The following is a 17,375-nucleotide window of genomic DNA, read 5'->3' as shown; positions in this document are numbered from 1 at the left end:
ATTACCCCTCCTTGCCCGATGCCTGAATGAATTTCGCCAGATTGCGTACCGATGCAAAATGGGTTTTCACATCTTCGTTTTTGGCATCAATCCGGACATCATATTTTTTCTGGATCGCAACGCCAAGTTCAAGGGCATCGATGGAATCAAGGCCGAGCCCATCGACAAATAGGGCTTCTTCGCTGTCGATATCCTCGACACTTATGTCTTCGAGATTGAGCGTCTCGATAATGAAGGCTTTAAGCTCAGTTTCCAGCGAGGTCATGCGTCAGTCTGTCCAGATAATAATCCTTGATGATCCGGGTCAGCAAACGGGCCTGTTTAGCACGGCTTAACGTCGGATCAGCAATGTCCCCAAATGATAGCGGTGCATCGACCACGAGGCGAAAACGGATTTTCGACGGCGGAATGCGATACCACGGTACCCCCTTTTTCAGGGTATCGTGATTACAGTGCACAACCACAGGAATCAAGTCGACTTGTGTTTCTATCGCGATATTCGCTACCCCGCGTTGCAATTGGCCCAGTTTGCGGCGGCTGGGCGTGCGCGTGCCTTCGGGGAAAATCAGGATACAGGCACCGGTTGCCAGATGATCGCGCGCCTGCGAAATCAGGTTTTCCGGGTCATCATTATTGCGAATGAAACCAGCCGCACGTACCACACCGGCCATGAACGGATTGCGAAACAGTTCGTGTTTGACGACACACTGGCAGCGATCCATCTGGGCCAGGATCATCACGACATCGAGCAATGTCGGATGATTGGCGATGATCAGCGCACCACGTGCGGATCGCAGGCGTTCAATATTTTCGGTCTGGGCGACGGCCACACCGGTGACATCAAGCATCCATGTGAAAAGGCGAAAACCGCGACAGATGACAAACTGGGCGTATTTGCGCCGTTTGGCGCGGTCGCGCAGGATGATCATCATGGCGGGGAAAATGGTGATGGCCAGCAAAAGCCCGCCCAGCCCAAAGGATGAAAAGGCAAAGCCGGTCGCCAGTAGCCGCCAATACCAGTTAAAGCCCTTTGACGACCGTATCGGCCTGCCGTGTTTATCAGCCATGCGGTTGCATGGCCCAGCCGCCGGATTTCCCCGGCAGGTTCAACCCGGTTTTTGACGATGCCCCCAGACAGGCGGCGATGGCGCGTGCCTGGCGGTGTGGCATGGGGGCGGGATCATGATCGGGGATCGGATCGAACCAGAACATTTTGCCGTCCGGTTTCGTTGGCTGGTCAAAGCGGATGGCAAGGGCGGTGCCGGAAATGTCGTCCGGGTCCTCGTCATGGTAGATATCGGGCAGTGGCAGATCGACATAGCACAGGATGACCGGGCCATCCTCGCTTGTGAGCTGACATAATGTTTCGGTGAGGGCGGCTATCAGGCTGTCATTCCCGGCCGAAATCGCGGTGTGGCTTTGGGTGATCGACCAGTTGATCGAGGCAACCCCGACAAGCGCGTTATGCACCGACATACTGAAATCGGCGGGGGAGAGGGTTTCGTTTGTCGCGACCTGATGGAGGAGTTTCAGCGTGCGATCAATATTGCCGTGGCGGGAGGCAAAAACGATATGCGGGTTATCGCCATCACGGATGGTATGGCCGAGCACCTCGGCGGCGGCGCGACCATAAAGATCCAGACGCCGCCGCCAGGCGGGTTTGAGGCAGCGCGCCAGATTGGCACCGGTCATATCGTCAATCGGGATTGCGGTATGCGGGATTTCGGTATGCCCGGCTGTTCCGGATTTCAGGACCGCGCGATCATCGCGGTCTTCCCAGAAAGCCCAGTGCGAAATTCTGGCGTGCAGCAAACTCATATCCAAACCTAGTTCGCGAGTACGGCCTTTGCCGAGACTTCGCGCAAGATATCCTGTCGCAGATTATTGACCCAGCGATTGTAATTATAATGAATCGAGGTGCCATCATAGTTCAGATTGGTGCTGTCGACATAGGAAATGGAAAATTCGGACTGGTCAAAATCGATTTCAACCTTGGCCAGATGATCGCGTGGGGAATAGGTGGCGATCAGTTCACCTTCGGCCTTGCGTTGAACGATCCATTCACGTTCGCCTGCGGCCTTGATGATGCTTTCTTCGATCTGTGCCATGCTGAGTTTTGACGCATCAGCCGGGAAGGGCTGACTGCTGACATTCTGAACCGGGGCGGTGCGGCACGCGGCAACAACAAGTGCCAGCAAACCGACGACTGCAAATTTCAAACTGCGCATATCCAACCTGCCTTTTATTGATATTATCAGATTGATCCGGTTGATCGGATCAATTATCGCTTTTTTTATTGCCCGAGCCGGGCAGACGTCCCTGATTTAATGAACCCGTCGACAACAAAACAACCAAAACTTGCCACATACATGAAAAAAAACGCAATCATCGATGTCAAGACCGCGTTTGGGGGCAGCGTTTTATGGTGCTGGCAGCGGGTCGATGATCTGAAGGGCGACCGCACGGAAAAACGCCGCCAAAGTTCGGCCCAAGCGTGGCAGATGCTGGGCGATCTTGGACATTATATCTGGCCGGATATCGCCGGGGATGGGACATATGAAACCGTGCGGCAAAGTTCGGGGCAGCCAGGCCTGATCATCGATGGTGTGACCCATTGTGCGAGTATCAGCCACAGCCGCGATCTTGTGGCGGTGGCGATTGCCAAAGACCCGGATGCCATGATCGGCATTGATATCGAGTATCGTGACCCGAGCCGTGATATCGACGCCCTGTCACGCTGGCTGTTTGACGGGGATGCGGATGGCCGGGATTTTTATCAGGGCTGGTGCGATTACGAGGCGGCATTCAAGGCGACGGGCGAAACCGACCCGGTGATGCAGTCACGGGCCACATTGATCGCGATTGAAACGATGGATGGGTTTTCTGGCGCGCTGGCGCGTTTAGCGGCTTGAATTTGCGCGATATTATTGCGACAGGTAAAGCAGTCGGCAATTGGGGCGGAAAGAAACATGACGCAAAATGTCTGGGTCGGTCAGAATATCACGGCGGGGGCGCGGATGCGGCTGTTCTGTTTTCCGTTTGCCGGTGGTGGGGCGTTGGCCTATCGGCCGTGGCTGACACAGTTCCCCGATGACATTGATGTGGTGCCGGTCAATCTGCCGGGGCGTGAGCAGCGGTTTGGCGATCCGGTGATTGATGATCTTTCGGCGATGGTTGCGGCGGTGGCCGATGGGTTAAAGCCGGTTATGGATCGGCCATTTGCGTTTTTCGGTTATTCGATGGGGGCGCTGATTTCCCATCATCTGGCGTGTCATCTGCAACAGGCGGGGATGGTAACGCCGGTTCATCTGTTTGTTGCCGCACGGCGCGGGCCGAATATGGCGGGGCATCGGGCACCGTTGCATCATCTGTCATCATATGAGTTCTGGCAGGGGATTGCCAATTATGGCGGGACGCCCACCGAAATTCTGGAAAATGCGGAATATCGCGCCCTGTTCGAGCCGGGGCTTCGGGCGGATTTCAGATTGTCGGAAACCGCGGTTTCGACCGGATTGCCCAAACTGTCCTGCCCGATTACCGCCTTTGGCGGGGCGGATGACCCGAACCCGGTGCCGGATGAACTGGATGACTGGGCGGCGGCGACCACGGGTGATTTTGCCAAGCATGTTTTGCCCGGCGGGCATTTTTTCCTGCGCGATGGCGGGGATGACATCGTGCACGTGGTCCGGGACGCGCTGATGGTGGCGTAACAGATCAGGCGGAGGTGGTTTGACGCCCGTCGACAAATTCGCCGTCGCGGACGTGATAGATCGTATCGGCCGCGTCAAACCAGCGGTCATCATGGGTGACACAGATGATGATCTTGCCCTGCTTGCGTAAGGATGGCAGGATTTTTTCATAGAAGACCGAGCGGAAATGCGGGTCCTGATCGGCGGCCCATTCATCAAGGACAAGAACCGGCTTTTCTTCGAGCAGGGCCGCGATCAGGGCAAGGCGTTTGCGTTGCCCCTGTGACAGTGACGTCGTTGAAAAGGCGTTGTCATCAATTTCGACCTTGTCATCGATTTCCATCTGTTTGAGCAGGGGTTCAACCCGTTTCGGGTCGATCTCATCAATGCCGTAAAGTTCGCGAAACAGATGATAGTCCGACAGCACGGTCGCGAAATGATCGCGATAAAGCTGCAGGGCGTCGGTCGGGAGCGGGCAATCATTGACCATGATCGAACCGCCTGCCGCCGGGCGAAGGCCGGTCAGAACGGCGATGATGGTTGATTTGCCAGCCCCGTTGCCGCCGGTGATAAAGGTGATTTCGCCCTTTTTGAAGGTGGCATTGATCGGACCGACGGCAAAGCCGGGGCTATCCGTCGTGCCGGGATAGGCGAAACGAACGTCGCGCAGGCTGATTTCGGCGATATTGCCAAGGGCACCGCGCAATTTATCAAGAGTTTCGGGCGATGAGGTGCCGTTCGCGGCCTCGTTCGCATGTTGGGCGTCAAGGGCGTCTTCGAGCTGGTGATCGATATCGTTGATCTTGCGGAGCGCCACATCGGAATCGGTGAAGCTGGGGACTGAGGCAACCACGGCCCCGATCGGGCCGATCATGAACAGGGCCGCGGTCGTGGTTTGCACGGCAACGTCATGATAATCCGATGTGAAGATCGGAACGATGAATACCATGGCTGCCATCATGCCGTAGAAGGCCAACTGGATCAGGGCGAATTCGCGCGACCATTGGGCCTTGACCACGGATTTGGTGTCGCGTGCCCGGATGGAGCGGTCATTGAGTGCGCCGAGCAGTGCGTCGCGACGCCGGCTGTTCATTTTGACTTCCTTGAAGCCATGCAACAGATCGGTCAGGCCGCCAAAAAGCAGGTTTTCATCGTCAATCGCGTCACGGGTTGCGGCGTTGATTTTGCGCATGCGTTGCAGATGGATGGTTGAAACCACAACGGCCAGAACGGAAATCATCACGAAGGCGAAGGTCGAGAGCCATGCGAGATAGGCCGCGACACAGATGATCAGGACCACCTGCTGCACACCATTCAACATCAGGGGCAGGGCGGCCGATACGGTTTGCATTTCCTGGGTGAGGGCGGTTTGAACCGCCCCCTGTCCGACCTTGGCCAGCGTATCGGGGGCGGCTTTTCGCACGCGATCAAACAGGCTGAGGCGGAGTTGATGGAGGATGTGTTCCACCTCGGCGGCGATCAAGTCGCTGGATTTTTTCTGGGCCCAGATATAGCCGATCAGCGACAGAGCCATCATGCCGAGATAGCGCATGCTGGCCACACCGTCTTCGGCCTGTTCGGCGGCCAGATTGACGATGATCAGCACCATGGTGGTGGCAATTGATGCCAGCGACAGCAGGCCGACGGCATGGCGCAGATCGATGCGGGTTCGGGATCGCAGAAGATCAATAAGCAGCATGATCAGATCCTTCCACGCGGGTCGTTGCGGTCAAGTTCGTGCAGGGTGCCGGATTCGAGATGCAGGCGGCGGTCGGCGGCATCGAAATAATGGTCGTCATGGGTGACGGCGATGATGGTTATGCCGCGTGCTTTGATCTGTGGCAGGATTTCGTAATAGAATTTTTTACGGAAATAGGGGTCCTGATCAGCGGCCCATTCATCAAGAACAAGGATCGGGCGATGTTCGAGAATGGCGGTGATCAGGCCAAGACGTTTGCGTTGCCCGGCCGACAGGGCGATGGAAACAAATTTGCCGTCGCGAATACCCGTCACATGGGACAGTTCAAACAGGTTGAGCCAGTAATCTGCTTCGTCGGGATCAATTTCGGCCGATCCGTGCAGTTCGGAAAACAGGTGGAAATCGGAAAACACGGTGGCGATTTTATCGCGGAAAGAAGCGATATTTTGCGCGCCAAGCTGGATATCGTCAAACCGGATGGCACCCGATACCGGGCGATAAAGGGCGGTCAGAAGCTTGATCAGGGTGGATTTGCCCGCCCCGTTGCCGCCGGTGATGAAAATCAGTTCGCCCTTTTTTACCGAAAGGCTGATCGGGCCAAGAACAAAGCCGTGGCGCGGGTCGCGGTTGGGATAGGTAAAGCAGACATCATCAAACGCGATGTTTGAAAATGTATCGGGCAGCTTTGTACCGTTTTCGTCAATCGGTTCGGCAATTTCGTCCAGATCCTGTGACAGGGTTACCATGCGCGCGGCGGCCTGTTCGGCCGCCCCCAGAACCGCCATTGCCTGCACCACAGTGCTGATCGGGCCGATCATGAACAGGACGGCGGTGCTGACCTTGGAAACCGTGGAGCCGAAATTATCGGTATAGACCGGCACGATAAAGACGATCACCGCAAGCAGGACATAAAAGGCGGTCATGCCCATGATCATCTGACGGAACATCAGGCTGTGGGTTTCTGCCGTGATCTGTTCCTTTGTCAGCGAGTTTTCCGAAAAGGCATTGAAAAGGGTGCTGCTGCGCGATGACCACATGCGAACTTCGCGGATGCCCGAAAACAGGTCGGCGACCTTGCCAAACAGGCTGGTTTCGGCGAGATGGAGTTTGCCAAACCACATGCCGAGCTGTTTGCCCATCTGCAGGTAAATGACAATCCCGGCCCCGATCACCATCACGATCAGGAAAAAGGCCAGCGTGGAGAGCCAGAAGACATAGATCATCACCGCAACGACCAGCAGAAGGGATCGGAACGACATGCCGATCATGTGCGAGTTTTGCGAAATGACCTGAGTGCTTTGGGTGATGCTGTCAAACAGGCGGGCCTGACCAAAGGTTTCTAGCCGGGCAAAGTCGGCATGGGCGATCTGACCCAGCAGTTTGCGACGCACCTTGTCGATGCCCTGTTCGATCTGGGTCGAGATGTTGGCAAGAAGGAAAACCTCGGCCAGGAAATAGACCACGGCAAGGGCGATGAAGCCGCCGGCCAGAAGCCAGTCGACCTGATCGACACCGTTATCGGCAATGCCTTCGGCGGCGGTATTGACCAGCCCCAGCAGGACCGCACTGCCCGCACCTGATAACGCACCGGCAAAGGCAAGCCGGGCCATCAGTCTGTTATCCCCCCAAGACAACAGTTCGAGCAATTTCATCTGTTTGCAGTCCCCATAGAACCCGACGTGGGCATTTGCACGGTCTGGCGCGACTGTACCGATGCCCGGCAGGGCTGTCCAGTCGCTGTCCAGTTGGTGGCATAACGGAAAGCCTTTTTCGCGTCGAAAGAATTCAGATATTTGCGCGGTATGGCAGTGGAATGGGGCCTTCGCTGTTGATCACGAGCACGTTGCTTTGGGCATTCAGGCCAAAACGGGCGCGAAGGTCGTGGTTTTTGGCGACATGCCAAAGCCCGGCGATGCCTGCAATGCCGGTATCCCATGTTTCAAGCGGGGCGTCGCCATTGATCCCGGCGGAAAGCGTGTTTTGGACCAGAAGCGCCACGTCATCATTAATCGCGATGCTGTGGGTGGATACTTCGCGCAGGATTTCAAACGCCGGGAGACTCGGTTTGCCACAGGACAGTCCGATCATGCGGGTCAGGAGCTTGCCCGGAACCGATGTCAGTTCACCGGTTGCAAGGCTTGCCTGAAGGCAGGCGGCGTTTGTTGCCTCCACCGTGCAGACATTAGGTTTTTGACCGCTTTCATGCCAGAGCCCGATGGCGCAACCCGCTGCCATGCCGCCAACCCCGCATTGCAGGAAAACATGATCGGGGGTGATGTTTTCAGCCCGAAGCTGGCGGGCGCATTCGATGCCGAGAACCGCATAACCCGCCATGATATCGCGGGTAACGTCGAGTTCATGGCCATAATCGGTATCGGTGATCAGAAGCACGTCGGGCGATTGTGCGGCATTTTCGGCGGCAAGGACCGCATCGTCATAGGTGCCATCCACCCGGACGATTTCAGCCCCGTTATCGGTGATGCGGGCAATGCGGGCCTGATCGACCTCGGTTCCGACATAAATCCGCGCATGACAGCCGAATTTTTGGGCCGCCCATGCCACGGCAAGGCCGTGATTGCCATCGGTTGCGGCAACGGCGGTATAGCCCGCACATTGGGGGCTTCCGGGAGTGATTCCGCGTTTTAAAAGCTGCTGTTTCAGGCCATAGGGGGCACCAAGTGCCTTGACCCCGCCCAGACCGAACCGTTTGCTTTCATCCTTGATCCAGACAGTGCCAAGACCGAGTTCGCGGGCAAGACCGGTGGCGCGGATCAGGGGGCTTTGGCGGTATTCCGGCCAGGAGGATATCAGGTCGAAAGCCTGATAAATATCGTTGCGCCCGGGATCAAGGGCGATGATGGACGTCATCGTCTTCTCCGAAATCTGGCCGTGGTCCGGTTTTCTGTTATATGGTCTTCTGGTTTATGAGGGGCGTATGATGTTGCGTCAAACACAATCTGAATATCGACGATCGGTGAGGATTGCGGTGAAGACGATTGTGTTAAATCGCTGAGAATAAGGGTATTAATTCATCTTCGCTCTCGACGGGCTTCCGGGCGATCCTTTAGGATGGCCGTTGGGATGCGAGGATTGGTTCATCACAAACGATGAGTGGACGGTTTTGCGTTTTGAGATCGGCATGAGAATGATTGCGACCGGTATGCTGGCAATTCTGCTGTCGGCGGGGGCGGCGGGTGCGTATGCGCAGGAAAGCGGCACCGTTGCCGAGGATGCAAGTGCCGATATGTCGCCGGTTGACGTCCTGCCTGATATCGATGTCGACACATATGACGATGCGATCATCGACCCGGCAAAATCCAACCCGGACCTGATTGATGGCCTGATTTACAAGCCCGATGCCATTCCGTTGTCGCAATATCGTCGCCGGACAACCGACCCGGAAAGTCTGGCGGTGTTGAGCAACACCGATGTGATTGCCGGTGATGGCCAGACCGAACGATCCTATTACGCGGCGATTTACAGCGGCAGCACGAGTGGCGTGTATTTCAAGGTTGCAGCCCAGATTTGCGAGATGATGAGCCGTACCTTTGAGCGCCATCGCGTGCATTGCGTGCCGTTGCGATCCCAGGGTGTCGGCAGCAATATCCGCCTGATGAAGGAAGGACGGGTGCAGCTTGCCATTGTGCAGTCGAACAATAACTGGGAAGCGCAGAAAGGCATTGCGCCGATCCCCGGTGCGCGGTCGGTGATGTCGCTGCATGATGAAATGGGGTTGCTGGTGGTGCGCAATGATTCCGGCATTGAATCGGTTGGCGATCTGCGCGGCAAACGCATCAATATCGGGCCGGAAGGGTCGGCATCGCGGGAATTGTGGCTTGAGCTTCTGTCGCGGTACGATATCACGCTTGAGGATCTTGATACCGTTTACAATGTTGCGCAGGATTATAACGAACTTGGCATCTGCGAGAATTATATTGATGCGTTCGGTCTGTGGATCGGGCATCCGGCGACGCTGATTGAAGATACGCTTGGCTGCGGGGCGCGGGTTGTCGGCATGGGCGGCCCCTTGACAGATGAGATGGTGCGGGCAAACCAGTATTTCTTTAATCAGGTTTTGCCAGCAAAGACATATAGTGCGCAGGAAGAAGCGATTGCATCCTATGGGTTCAAGGCATCCCTTATCGCCTATGAACCGGCCGATCCGTATGTGGTGTACTGGATCACGCGGATCGTTCATGAAAATATCGACCGGATGAAGGAAATGTATCCGACATTCCGAAGCGTGGTTGCCGACGATATGTATGAAAAGGGCAATTTCCTGCCGTTCCATAAGGGGGCGGCATGTTATTGGGAAACAGATGCGCATGCCTGTGACTGGCAACCCTATTATCAGCAGGCCGACCCGAAAGGGCCGAGCAAATGGAATTACAGTTATCAGCAATAAGCAGCGTTATTAAGCGGGTATGGCCGGAACCCAGCCGATGCGCGGCGCCGTGCCATGGGGTGATGATTGGCAAAACAGGCCGATCAACCCGTCATCGAGCAATTTCCGGCAGGTCGCAAGATCGTCACTGGCGCACCAGATTGCGCGATCGGGTGCGGACGGGAATTTTGCATCCTGATCGGGGCCGATATCCCGGCGCAGCAGAAAACGGTTCCCGCCAAATTTCGCGATCAATCCATGAATGGCAAGGCCGGTTGAGACCGTGCTGATCAGGCTTGGGAAATTGGTTGGGGCGACGGTGCTGAGTGCGATGGTGCGCCCGCATTTCCGGGCGATTTCGATGCGGTGTTCGACCATCCGGCGTTGCCACCCCTGTCCGCGCCATTGCGGATCAACCGCGACCCCGTCGATATGGGCGACCTTGCCCAACTGATCGGGGGGAAGGTGATGGTCGGTGCCGAAATTCGGATCGGTTTCGCGCGGTAATCCCAGCACGCAATAGGCCATCAGACGGTCCCCGTCAAAGGCCCCAAAAATCTGCCCGCAGGCATCCAGATGATCGGCAAAGAACTGATCGGTTTCGGTGGCGGCATTGCCCGGCGGCAGGTCCGCAATTACCCTGTGATGCAGGGCGATGATGGCCGGAAGATGGGATGGATCAAGCCGGGTCAGTTGGGTCATTCGATGACCTCCGCGTAATCCAGCAGCGACAGCGGCGGATAGAGTTTCAGTTTGCGCGCCGATGACAGCCGGATCAGATAGGAAAACCGGTCAAGCGTTTCGACCGGGATATCGGCGGGTGATATGCCACCGATCAGAATTTGTTCGACCTTGCTGGCGGCGAGACGGCCGACAAGTTCATAGCGGCTGACAAGGCCCAGCATGGCGTGACCATCGCGGACTTCAAGTTCGGTCGCGCTAAAGGCGGCAAGCCCGTTGGCAAAACCGGCATCGGTCAGGGTATCGCGATAATTGCCGATGAAGTTATCCGGCCCGATATACAGGATATCGGCCCCCTTGCGCGCCAGTTCGGCAACGGCGGGGGCGATGTCATCGGCGGATGGTTCGTCGTCGGTGCCAAGGGGGGCGGCCAGAACGTCAAACCCCATTTCGCGGCCCAGTTCGGTCAGATCGGCGACGTTGGAAACGGAATTGTCTTCGCGGCTGTTATAGACCACGCCGAGTTTATCCATCGGGCGATAGGCGCGGATGGCATTGATCTGGGCGGCAAGCGGGGCGATGTGGGTTGCCCCGGTGACATTGGGGCGGCTTTGGCCCGCAGGCGCGGCAATACCGGTTTTCCAAGGCGATGAAACCATCACATAGACCACCGGAAGATCGGTGATGTTTTTCGCCGGATCGACGGCATCATATTTGCCGACGACAGAAGATGTGATCCCGGTGCCCCATGTGTAAACCAGATCGGGCGGGTCTTTGCGGATCTGATCGATGATGGCAGGCACGCGCGACAGATCACGCGCAACGTCATGAATGGTCAGATCGACGGGGATGTTGTTTTCGTCGAAATAGGCGCGAAATCCCTGTTCGACATTGGTTTCACCCCGCCAAAGGATCATGGCGATTTTAAGCGGGGCCTTTGATGATTGCGCATATGCCGTTGGCAATAACGTCGCGCTGAGTGCGACGATCAAGACCGCAAGAATGCCAAGCAGACGAAAAGCCGGGGGACGGGGGAATGTCATTTCGTCCCTCCTTGTGCTTTTTGTTCGCCCTTTTGTTCTGGGGGCACATGACCGATCAGAAGTTCAAAGCACAGAACCGAAACGGCGGCAAAAACCCCGAAAATCAGGACGGCCTGCGTTGTTCCGACCAGAAGGGTCAGACCGGCGGCCAGCAGCGGACCGGCCGCCCCGCCCAGACGTTCTGCCAGACGCAGGACCGCAAGGACCGGGCCGGTGCCGTGATCCTTGGTGAAATCCTTGCTGAGTTTCAGGCTGGCGGAAAGCTGTGCCGGGATTGAGGTTGCCTGTGCGAGGCCTAGCAAGGCGACGGCAACCGCAAACAGGGCATATTCGGGAAGCCAGCCCGCCAGCAACAATCCGGCGGCGGTCAAACCACCGCCAATGCCGACCGCGCGGGTTTCGTTCTGGCTTTTGTCGGTCCATTTTGCCACCGCCCAGCCGGTCAGGATCGCGACCAGCCCGTAAAGCATGATCACCCGCCCGGTTTCGGCCGTGGTCGCACCCGATTGCAGCAAGATCATCGGGGTCAGGTAATATAAAAAGCCGCTAAGGATCAGTTTGGCGGGGATGGCGGCAAACAGGATCAGCACCTGCAAACGGCGATTGCCGAGCATGGCACGAAGGGCGGCCCTGGTCGGGACCGGCGGTGGGGTTTTGCCACGCACCATATTATCCATCAGGAAGAAGGCCAGAAGGACGGCAAGAAACGCAATGGTCGCACCGGCGATAAAGGTCATATCCGGGCCGAAATGGCCAGCGACAATCCCGCCAATCGCCGGGCCGCAGATATCAGCCAGCATGATGCCGCTGACCATCATGGCGGTTCCCTGTGTGCGGTTGCTGTCATTGGTGGCATCAAGGACATAGGATTGACAGGCGACAAAGGTGGTGGCGTAACCGATCCCCGATAATGCGCGCCACAGGACAAGATCCCAGATGCCAACGGCAAAGGCGGTACCGATCAGACCAAGTGTCGCCAGAAACGCGCCGCACAGATACATGCGCAGTGACCCGACCTGTTCCTGAAACAGGCTGCAGATCGGCATGGCAAGGGCAACCATCAGGAGATGCACCGCCATGACCACGCCTGCGCCAAGCTGCCCGTCGATGCTGTGGGATGTGACCTGGCTAAAGAAGGCAGGCATGATCGGACGGGCCAGTTCTTCGGCCAGGACAAACATGAAGGCCAGCATGCGAACCCCGATCAGCTTTACCTCCCGTTCGCGTTGGGGATGTGTGCCGACCTTTTTGGCGGTGGTGTTGATCAGGGAATTGATGCGTTCCATGAACTGGCCGATTTCGTCATGGGTGCTTTGGCCATGCAGCAGGGTGAATTTGCGGTCGCGCACATTGCCCAGCACCTTGCGCGCAACCCTTACTGGCAGGGCGACATTGACGGTTAACACCAGCAACATCAGTTCAAATGAAAGGGCGAGGGTTATGATGAAAATGATTGCAATGTCATAAAGGTTATCAGTAACCGGGCGCATCAGGGCGGCACGGGCATGGCCAAGGACCACCTCGATATCGTCGCGCCCCTCGGCGCGGGGCAGGTTGAGGCGGGTCACGATATAGGCGGTATCGTTGCCCGACGGGGCCGTTAGGGCGGTGGCGATTTCATCCGATGGCAGGCCGCCCGCATGCAGGATGTCGCCCCCCATGTCGGTGATGGCGGCAAAAACCAGATCGGGGTCGCCATCGCGAAGCTGATAGACGACGGCTTCAAAGCCGACAATCTCGCGGAGCGGAATGCCGAGCCGCAGGGCATTTTCGATTTTTTCGCCAAGAACCCGGGCTTCGATTTCGGCCTTTTCGCGGATTTCGGTTTGCAGATCAGCACGCGCCAGTTCGGCGGCCCGCCACGAAATCCCGACCAAGGCAATGCAAAGCGAGATCGTGCTGAACAGCAGCAGAATCCAGATCGTGCCCTTGGGGAAAAGGCGGCTTCGGATATTGCCGCCATGAGGGGATGCGGGGGTATCGGGTTTGGTTTTCGGATTGGCAGAGGGGGTCATTTCAGGGGCTCCGCCGGGGTTTTCGATGTGCGTTCGGTACCGTCATTTTGCGTATCGTGGGGCAACTGATCGCGGATTTCGCGGTACAGGGAAATCAGTTCGATTTCGCTTTGGGTCAGGACATCGCCATCATGGGGGCGGGTATTGGGGGCCTTGCCCGCAACAGCGCGCGCCAGATCTTCGTGCAGTTCTTCGAAAACGCGATGGCGACGGCGCATCAGAATGAACAGGACGCCAAGGATGGGCACAATCATGCCCATGCCGAAGGCCGCCGATTTCCACATTTCAGAGAAGGCATTGGCAAGTTTGGCTTCGGAGGCCTGCGAGTTTGCGGTGATGACGACCAGACCCGCGCATTGGCCAAGGCTGTCGCGCAGGACCTGTCCGGCGGTGGCGATCCCCGGTGTGAAATCGATCCAATGATCACGTGTCTGTTGCGATATTGCCGCGCCAGAGAGTGCCTGATCATTGGGGGGGCTGTCTGGGGACCGGGTGGCGTTGCTGATTGGGGTGCCGTTGCAGTCCAGAACGGCGACATTGCGGATATCGTTGGCCATATCCAGACGCCGGTTCAGGACCGATTGAAGGTTTTCCATGTTTTCCAGCCGCAAGCCCAGATCGATCCCGGCAAGGACATCCTGACTGGTTTCATTGAGGATCACGGTCATGCGCTGGGCCAGAAGAGTGTGCAGGGTCTGGTCGAATCGCAGATAATTCAGGACCGTGGTCATGCTCAGTGCGCTTGCAAGCACAAGGAAAAGGGCCAGCCCGATCTTGGTAGACAGCTTCAAAACGTGTCTCCGGCGAGATATATTTTCAAAATATTTTCAAAACATGATCCTGTTAAGCCGGTTATATCCTCAGAAAGCGGCTTTCACAAACCATATGGTTGATTGCATCGGGGTTGGGGTCAAGGCTGTATAAAACCTTGATTCGGTTTGCAGTGCTGATAGTTAGCGATTATGATTTGGCGCGGGACAATAAACTGGGGGACGTTATGGGGGCTGAAACGCTTGAAGTGCTGAAACGGCGCAAACAGCACCGGATTGCAAGTGGTGTTGTGCAACGCAATGCCCTTTGGGCGGCGGGAACCGGTTTTGTTCCGATTCCTGTTCTCGATTCTGCGGCGACGGTTGCCGTGCAGCTTAAAATGCTGGCGGAACTGAGCGATGTTTACGGTGTTGCGTTCAATAAAAGCAGTGGCAAATCCGTGATTGCGGCCTTAACCGCGTGCATTACCAGCGGCGTTTTGGGGCGGGCTCTTTTGGGGACGGGGATATTTTCCAATATTGCCAAGGTGATGCCGGTTGTCGGATCGACGCTGAGCATCGTGACCATGCCGGGTTTCAATGCGGCATTTACCTATGCGCTTGGTCGGGTTTTTCAGCAGCATTACGCCGCCGGCGGGACGATGGCGGATTTTGACGCCCAAAAGGCAGAGGCCGATTTTCGCCGGAAATTCAAGGAAGGCCTGAAATTCGATCAGGACGAGAAAACGGCGTGAAGAACGCGTAATCGCGCAATAACAGGAATTCGGGTGGCGAAACGATGCATTTGATTTTGATTGTAATTTATCTGTTGGCCTGCATTGTTTGCGGCATGCTTGGCCGCCGGACATCGTTCGGATTTCTGGGGCATTTCCTGCTGGCGATTGTGATCACCCCGATTGGTGATTTTCTGGTTCAGATTGTTGCGCGCCCGTCGCGGGAGCTTCGTGAAAAGCTTAAAGACCTTGATTATGAATAAGATGATGACTGACGGGCGATCAGCATGCGTCACGATAAATCCGACGACGAGATGATGAATGGTTGATAGCGCGACAGTCGCACCCGGTGCACCAGACCAAAACGCAACCGCCCGCAAAAGAGGGCGGTGGTCGATCTTTTGGCGGCGCTTTTTCATTAGCGCGGGGGAACGCCTGCGGCGGTTGCGCACGACATTTCTGATCGGGATTCTGTTTTTGCTGATCGCGATTTTCGCGTTGGCACCGCAGATTTTCATTACCGTGCCTGCCGGGCATGTGGCGGTGATGTGGTACCGGTTCTTTGGCGGGACGGTGGTTGACAAAAGCTATGGGGAGGGCATTCACATGATCTTCCCATGGGATGAAATGTATATCTATGACGCGCGTCTGCAAAATCAGGCGCGGGTTTATGACACCATTTCATCGAACGGCCTGTCGATGGAAGTCGACATTGCGGTGCGGTATCGGATCAATCGCGAAGCGGTCGGGATGCTGCACAAGCTTGTCGGGCCGAATTATGCGGAAATCCTTGTGTATCCGGAAATCGGATCGCATGCGCGTGAACTGATTTCGCGTTACACGCCTGAACAGCTTTATACCGAAACCCGTGCCTTCATTCAGGCCGAAATCCTTGAACGGATGGTCAACGAGCTTGGATCATCACTGGTCAATCAGAGTTTTCAGGGGCGGCTGGTGACGGTTGAAGACGTTCTGATCCGTTCCGTGATCCTGCCCGAACGCGTTGCGGATGCGATTGAACGCAAGGCTGAACAATATCAGGCCATGCTGGAATATGATTTCCGTCTGGCGCGCGAGGAAAAGGAAAAGGAACGCAAGAAGATCGAGGCGGAAGGTATTCGGGAATTCCAGGATATCGTCGCCAAAACGATTACCGAGGAATATCTTCGCCTGCGCGGTATCGAAGCCACCATGACGCTTGCGACATCGAAAAACAGCAAGACGATCATCATTGGCGGCAAAGATGGCCTGCCCGTGATCCTCAATACCGCAGATTCGCCGACGGCCAGCACCACGGATTCAGATTCGGGGGCGGAGCTTGTGAACGATACGGCGGAAAGCCTGCCGAATTCCGGGGCGCTTAATGCGCGGTCGCAGGAAATCGCGCCGCAAAATGCGATTTCGCCGGGCGTTCGTGCCCCGGTCGATCCGTCGGACAAACGCGCGCGCCCCGGCGCGGCAAATTCGGCCACACCGCCGGTAACACCGTCGATGAAACCGACAGCCCCGACAGCGGGCGCGTCAGAGGATGTTTCAACGGCGGGTAAAACGGCCGGCGATGTCCTGAAATCGATTGCCCCGCTGTTTGATCCGTCCAGTGGTGACGGGGGTGGTGTTGTCAAACAGAGCGACATGGAACCTGCCGCGACACGTGAGAGTGCAGGGCAGCCTGAAATTTCAAAAACCGGTAGCAAATAAAGGGTGTTGCACGTTGCTACTTCAGGTTAGTTCAGGTAAAGTTGAAGAATAGATTTTGCGTGCAGACCATCAACTTACAGGTACAAATTCAAGAGGCGATAATGAGCGAAGCAGAAACCATCGAAGAGACTGAAGAAGTGGCCGTCGCGAAGGCGGATGAAATTCGTGCCCAGTCCCGTGACTGCATCCATCGTCATAGCGTTTATGCTGCGGTTGGTGGTCTTGTCCCGATCCCGTTCCTTGAAATGGCCACCAGCAGCACGATCCAGGTGCGGATGCTTGCAAAGCTTTGCGACATTTACGGTGTTCCGTTCTCTGAGAACGCGATCAAGAGTTCGATTTCGACCCTAGTTGCAACGGTCCTGCCGATGACCGGTGTCGGTTATGCAACGGCGGCACTGGTTCGCAAGGTTCCGGTTGTTGGCACGATCTTTGGCGTTGTCGCAATGCCGACCTTTGCTGGTGCCTGCACCTATGCGCTGGGGCGTGTTTTTGCCTGGCACTTTGCCAAGGGCGGAACGGTTGATGATTTCGATGCCGATGAAATGAAGGGTCGTTTCAAGGACGAATTCGAAGACGGCAAACGCAAGGCGTCCGAATTTGTCAAAGGCGGCAAAACCACGGCCAAACCGGCAGCGGGTGCAACGACCGCCAAAGCCTGATTGATCGTCGGGTTTTCAGAC

The 17,375-nt window shown here is 56.5% G+C and carries 18 protein-coding genes; 7 read left to right on the top strand and 11 right to left on the bottom strand.

Annotated features, from left to right (window positions below):
• Nucleotide 1: 1 nt before the first annotated feature.
• The 4 genes from IT971_RS14300 to IT971_RS14285 are packed head-to-tail and all read right to left on the bottom strand — an operon-like array spanning nucleotide 2 to nucleotide 2,228.
• The gene (locus IT971_RS14300) at nucleotides 2-265 is read right to left on the bottom strand and encodes a phosphopantetheine-binding protein (protein ID WP_007090636.1); all 264 of its coding nucleotides are present in this window, start codon (nucleotides 263-265) and stop codon (nucleotides 2-4) included.
• Nucleotides 246-1,067 (bottom strand): 1-acyl-sn-glycerol-3-phosphate acyltransferase, encoded by an 822-nt coding sequence (locus IT971_RS14295; RefSeq protein ID WP_063094810.1) that lies wholly within the window; start codon nucleotides 1,065-1,067, stop codon nucleotides 246-248. The genes IT971_RS14300 and IT971_RS14295 overlap by 20 nt, the downstream gene beginning before the upstream one ends.
• Nucleotides 1,060-1,818, bottom strand: coding sequence for a beta-ketoacyl synthase chain length factor (locus IT971_RS14290; protein WP_063094808.1), 759 nt, complete (start codon nucleotides 1,816-1,818; stop codon nucleotides 1,060-1,062). The genes IT971_RS14295 and IT971_RS14290 overlap by 8 nt, the downstream gene beginning before the upstream one ends.
• A gap of 8 nt (nucleotides 1,819-1,826) precedes the next feature.
• Nucleotides 1,827-2,228 carry a hypothetical protein gene (locus IT971_RS14285; RefSeq protein ID WP_063094806.1) on the bottom strand — a complete coding sequence of 134 codons (402 nt, stop codon included), beginning with the start codon at nucleotides 2,226-2,228 and terminating at the stop codon, nucleotides 1,827-1,829.
• Nucleotides 2,229-2,369: 141 nt separating this feature from the next.
• Here IT971_RS14285 and IT971_RS14280 point away from each other — a divergent pair, with 141 nt between their 5' ends.
• Nucleotides 2,370-2,912, top strand: coding sequence for a 4'-phosphopantetheinyl transferase superfamily protein (locus IT971_RS14280; protein WP_139190032.1), 543 nt, complete (start codon nucleotides 2,370-2,372; stop codon nucleotides 2,910-2,912).
• 57 nt (nucleotides 2,913-2,969) lie between these two features.
• Nucleotides 2,970-3,710 (top strand): thioesterase II family protein, encoded by a 741-nt coding sequence (locus IT971_RS14275; RefSeq protein WP_063094803.1) that lies wholly within the window; start codon nucleotides 2,970-2,972, stop codon nucleotides 3,708-3,710.
• A 4-nt stretch (nucleotides 3,711-3,714) separates the two neighbouring features.
• On the opposite strand, the gene IT971_RS14270 is transcribed toward IT971_RS14275, so the two are convergent.
• The 3 genes from IT971_RS14270 to IT971_RS14260 all read right to left on the bottom strand — a co-directional run bounded on the left by IT971_RS14270 (nucleotide 3,715) and on the right by IT971_RS14260 (nucleotide 8,256).
• Nucleotides 3,715-5,388, bottom strand: a complete 1,674-nt coding sequence (locus IT971_RS14270) for a cyclic peptide export ABC transporter (RefSeq protein WP_063094801.1) — start codon at nucleotides 5,386-5,388, stop codon at nucleotides 3,715-3,717.
• Between the two features lie 2 nt (nucleotides 5,389-5,390).
• Nucleotides 5,391-7,040, bottom strand: coding sequence for a cyclic peptide export ABC transporter (locus IT971_RS14265; protein ID WP_037992704.1), 1,650 nt, complete (start codon nucleotides 7,038-7,040; stop codon nucleotides 5,391-5,393).
• Nucleotides 7,041-7,173: 133 nt separating this feature from the next.
• A complete protein-coding gene (locus IT971_RS14260) occupies nucleotides 7,174-8,256 on the bottom strand; it encodes a diaminopropionate ammonia-lyase (RefSeq protein WP_063094799.1) in 1,083 nt (360 codons plus the stop codon).
• Between the two features lie 271 nt (nucleotides 8,257-8,527).
• On the opposite strand from IT971_RS14260, the gene IT971_RS14255 reads away from it, so the two are divergent.
• On the top strand, nucleotides 8,528-9,793 hold the full coding sequence (locus IT971_RS14255; protein WP_110252818.1) for a TAXI family TRAP transporter solute-binding subunit: 1,266 nt from the start codon (nucleotides 8,528-8,530) through the stop codon (nucleotides 9,791-9,793).
• 9 nt (nucleotides 9,794-9,802) lie between these two features.
• Here IT971_RS14255 and IT971_RS14250 read toward each other — a convergent pair whose 3' ends face one another.
• Genes IT971_RS14250 through IT971_RS14235 form a run of 4 tightly spaced genes read right to left on the bottom strand, consistent with a single transcriptional unit; the run spans nucleotide 9,803 to nucleotide 14,302 of the window.
• Nucleotides 9,803-10,474 carry a GNAT family N-acetyltransferase gene (locus IT971_RS14250; protein ID WP_063094795.1) on the bottom strand — a complete coding sequence of 224 codons (672 nt, stop codon included), beginning with the start codon at nucleotides 10,472-10,474 and terminating at the stop codon, nucleotides 9,803-9,805.
• Nucleotides 10,471-11,496 (bottom strand): ABC transporter substrate-binding protein, encoded by a 1,026-nt coding sequence (locus IT971_RS14245; RefSeq protein WP_063094793.1) that lies wholly within the window; start codon nucleotides 11,494-11,496, stop codon nucleotides 10,471-10,473. Before IT971_RS14245 ends, IT971_RS14250 begins: the two co-directional genes overlap by 4 nt.
• Nucleotides 11,493-13,511 carry an MFS transporter gene (locus tag IT971_RS14240; RefSeq protein ID WP_063094791.1) on the bottom strand — a complete coding sequence of 673 codons (2,019 nt, stop codon included), beginning with the start codon at nucleotides 13,509-13,511 and terminating at the stop codon, nucleotides 11,493-11,495. Before IT971_RS14240 ends, IT971_RS14245 begins: the two co-directional genes overlap by 4 nt.
• Nucleotides 13,508-14,302: a hypothetical protein gene (locus tag IT971_RS14235; protein ID WP_063094789.1), complete on the bottom strand. Its 795-nt coding sequence runs from the start codon at nucleotides 14,300-14,302 to the stop codon at nucleotides 13,508-13,510. Before IT971_RS14235 ends, IT971_RS14240 begins: the two co-directional genes overlap by 4 nt.
• Before the next feature lie 206 nt (nucleotides 14,303-14,508).
• Here IT971_RS14235 and IT971_RS14230 point away from each other — a divergent pair, with 206 nt between their 5' ends.
• The 4 genes from IT971_RS14230 to IT971_RS14215 all read left to right on the top strand — a co-directional run bounded on the left by IT971_RS14230 (nucleotide 14,509) and on the right by IT971_RS14215 (nucleotide 17,354).
• Nucleotides 14,509-15,015: a YcjF family protein gene (locus IT971_RS14230; protein WP_063094787.1), complete on the top strand. Its 507-nt coding sequence runs from the start codon at nucleotides 14,509-14,511 to the stop codon at nucleotides 15,013-15,015.
• 44 nt (nucleotides 15,016-15,059) lie between these two features.
• The gene (locus IT971_RS14225) at nucleotides 15,060-15,257 is read left to right on the top strand and encodes a hypothetical protein (RefSeq protein ID WP_037992693.1); all 198 of its coding nucleotides are present in this window, start codon (nucleotides 15,060-15,062) and stop codon (nucleotides 15,255-15,257) included.
• A 181-nt stretch (nucleotides 15,258-15,438) separates the two neighbouring features.
• Nucleotides 15,439-16,692, top strand: coding sequence for an SPFH domain-containing protein (locus IT971_RS14220; protein WP_223305173.1), 1,254 nt, complete (start codon nucleotides 15,439-15,441; stop codon nucleotides 16,690-16,692).
• Nucleotides 16,693-16,793: 101 nt separating this feature from the next.
• Nucleotides 16,794-17,354 (top strand): YcjF family protein, encoded by a 561-nt coding sequence (locus IT971_RS14215; protein ID WP_037992689.1) that lies wholly within the window; start codon nucleotides 16,794-16,796, stop codon nucleotides 17,352-17,354.
• Nucleotides 17,355-17,375 lie beyond the last annotated feature (21 nt).

This window comes from Thalassospira sp. B30-1 (assembly GCF_015767575.1).
Lineage (GTDB): Bacteria > Pseudomonadota > Alphaproteobacteria > Rhodospirillales > Thalassospiraceae > Thalassospira > Thalassospira xiamenensis.
Note: the sequence above shows the minus strand (reverse complement) of the source record. Positions and strands in the feature narration are given on the sequence as shown.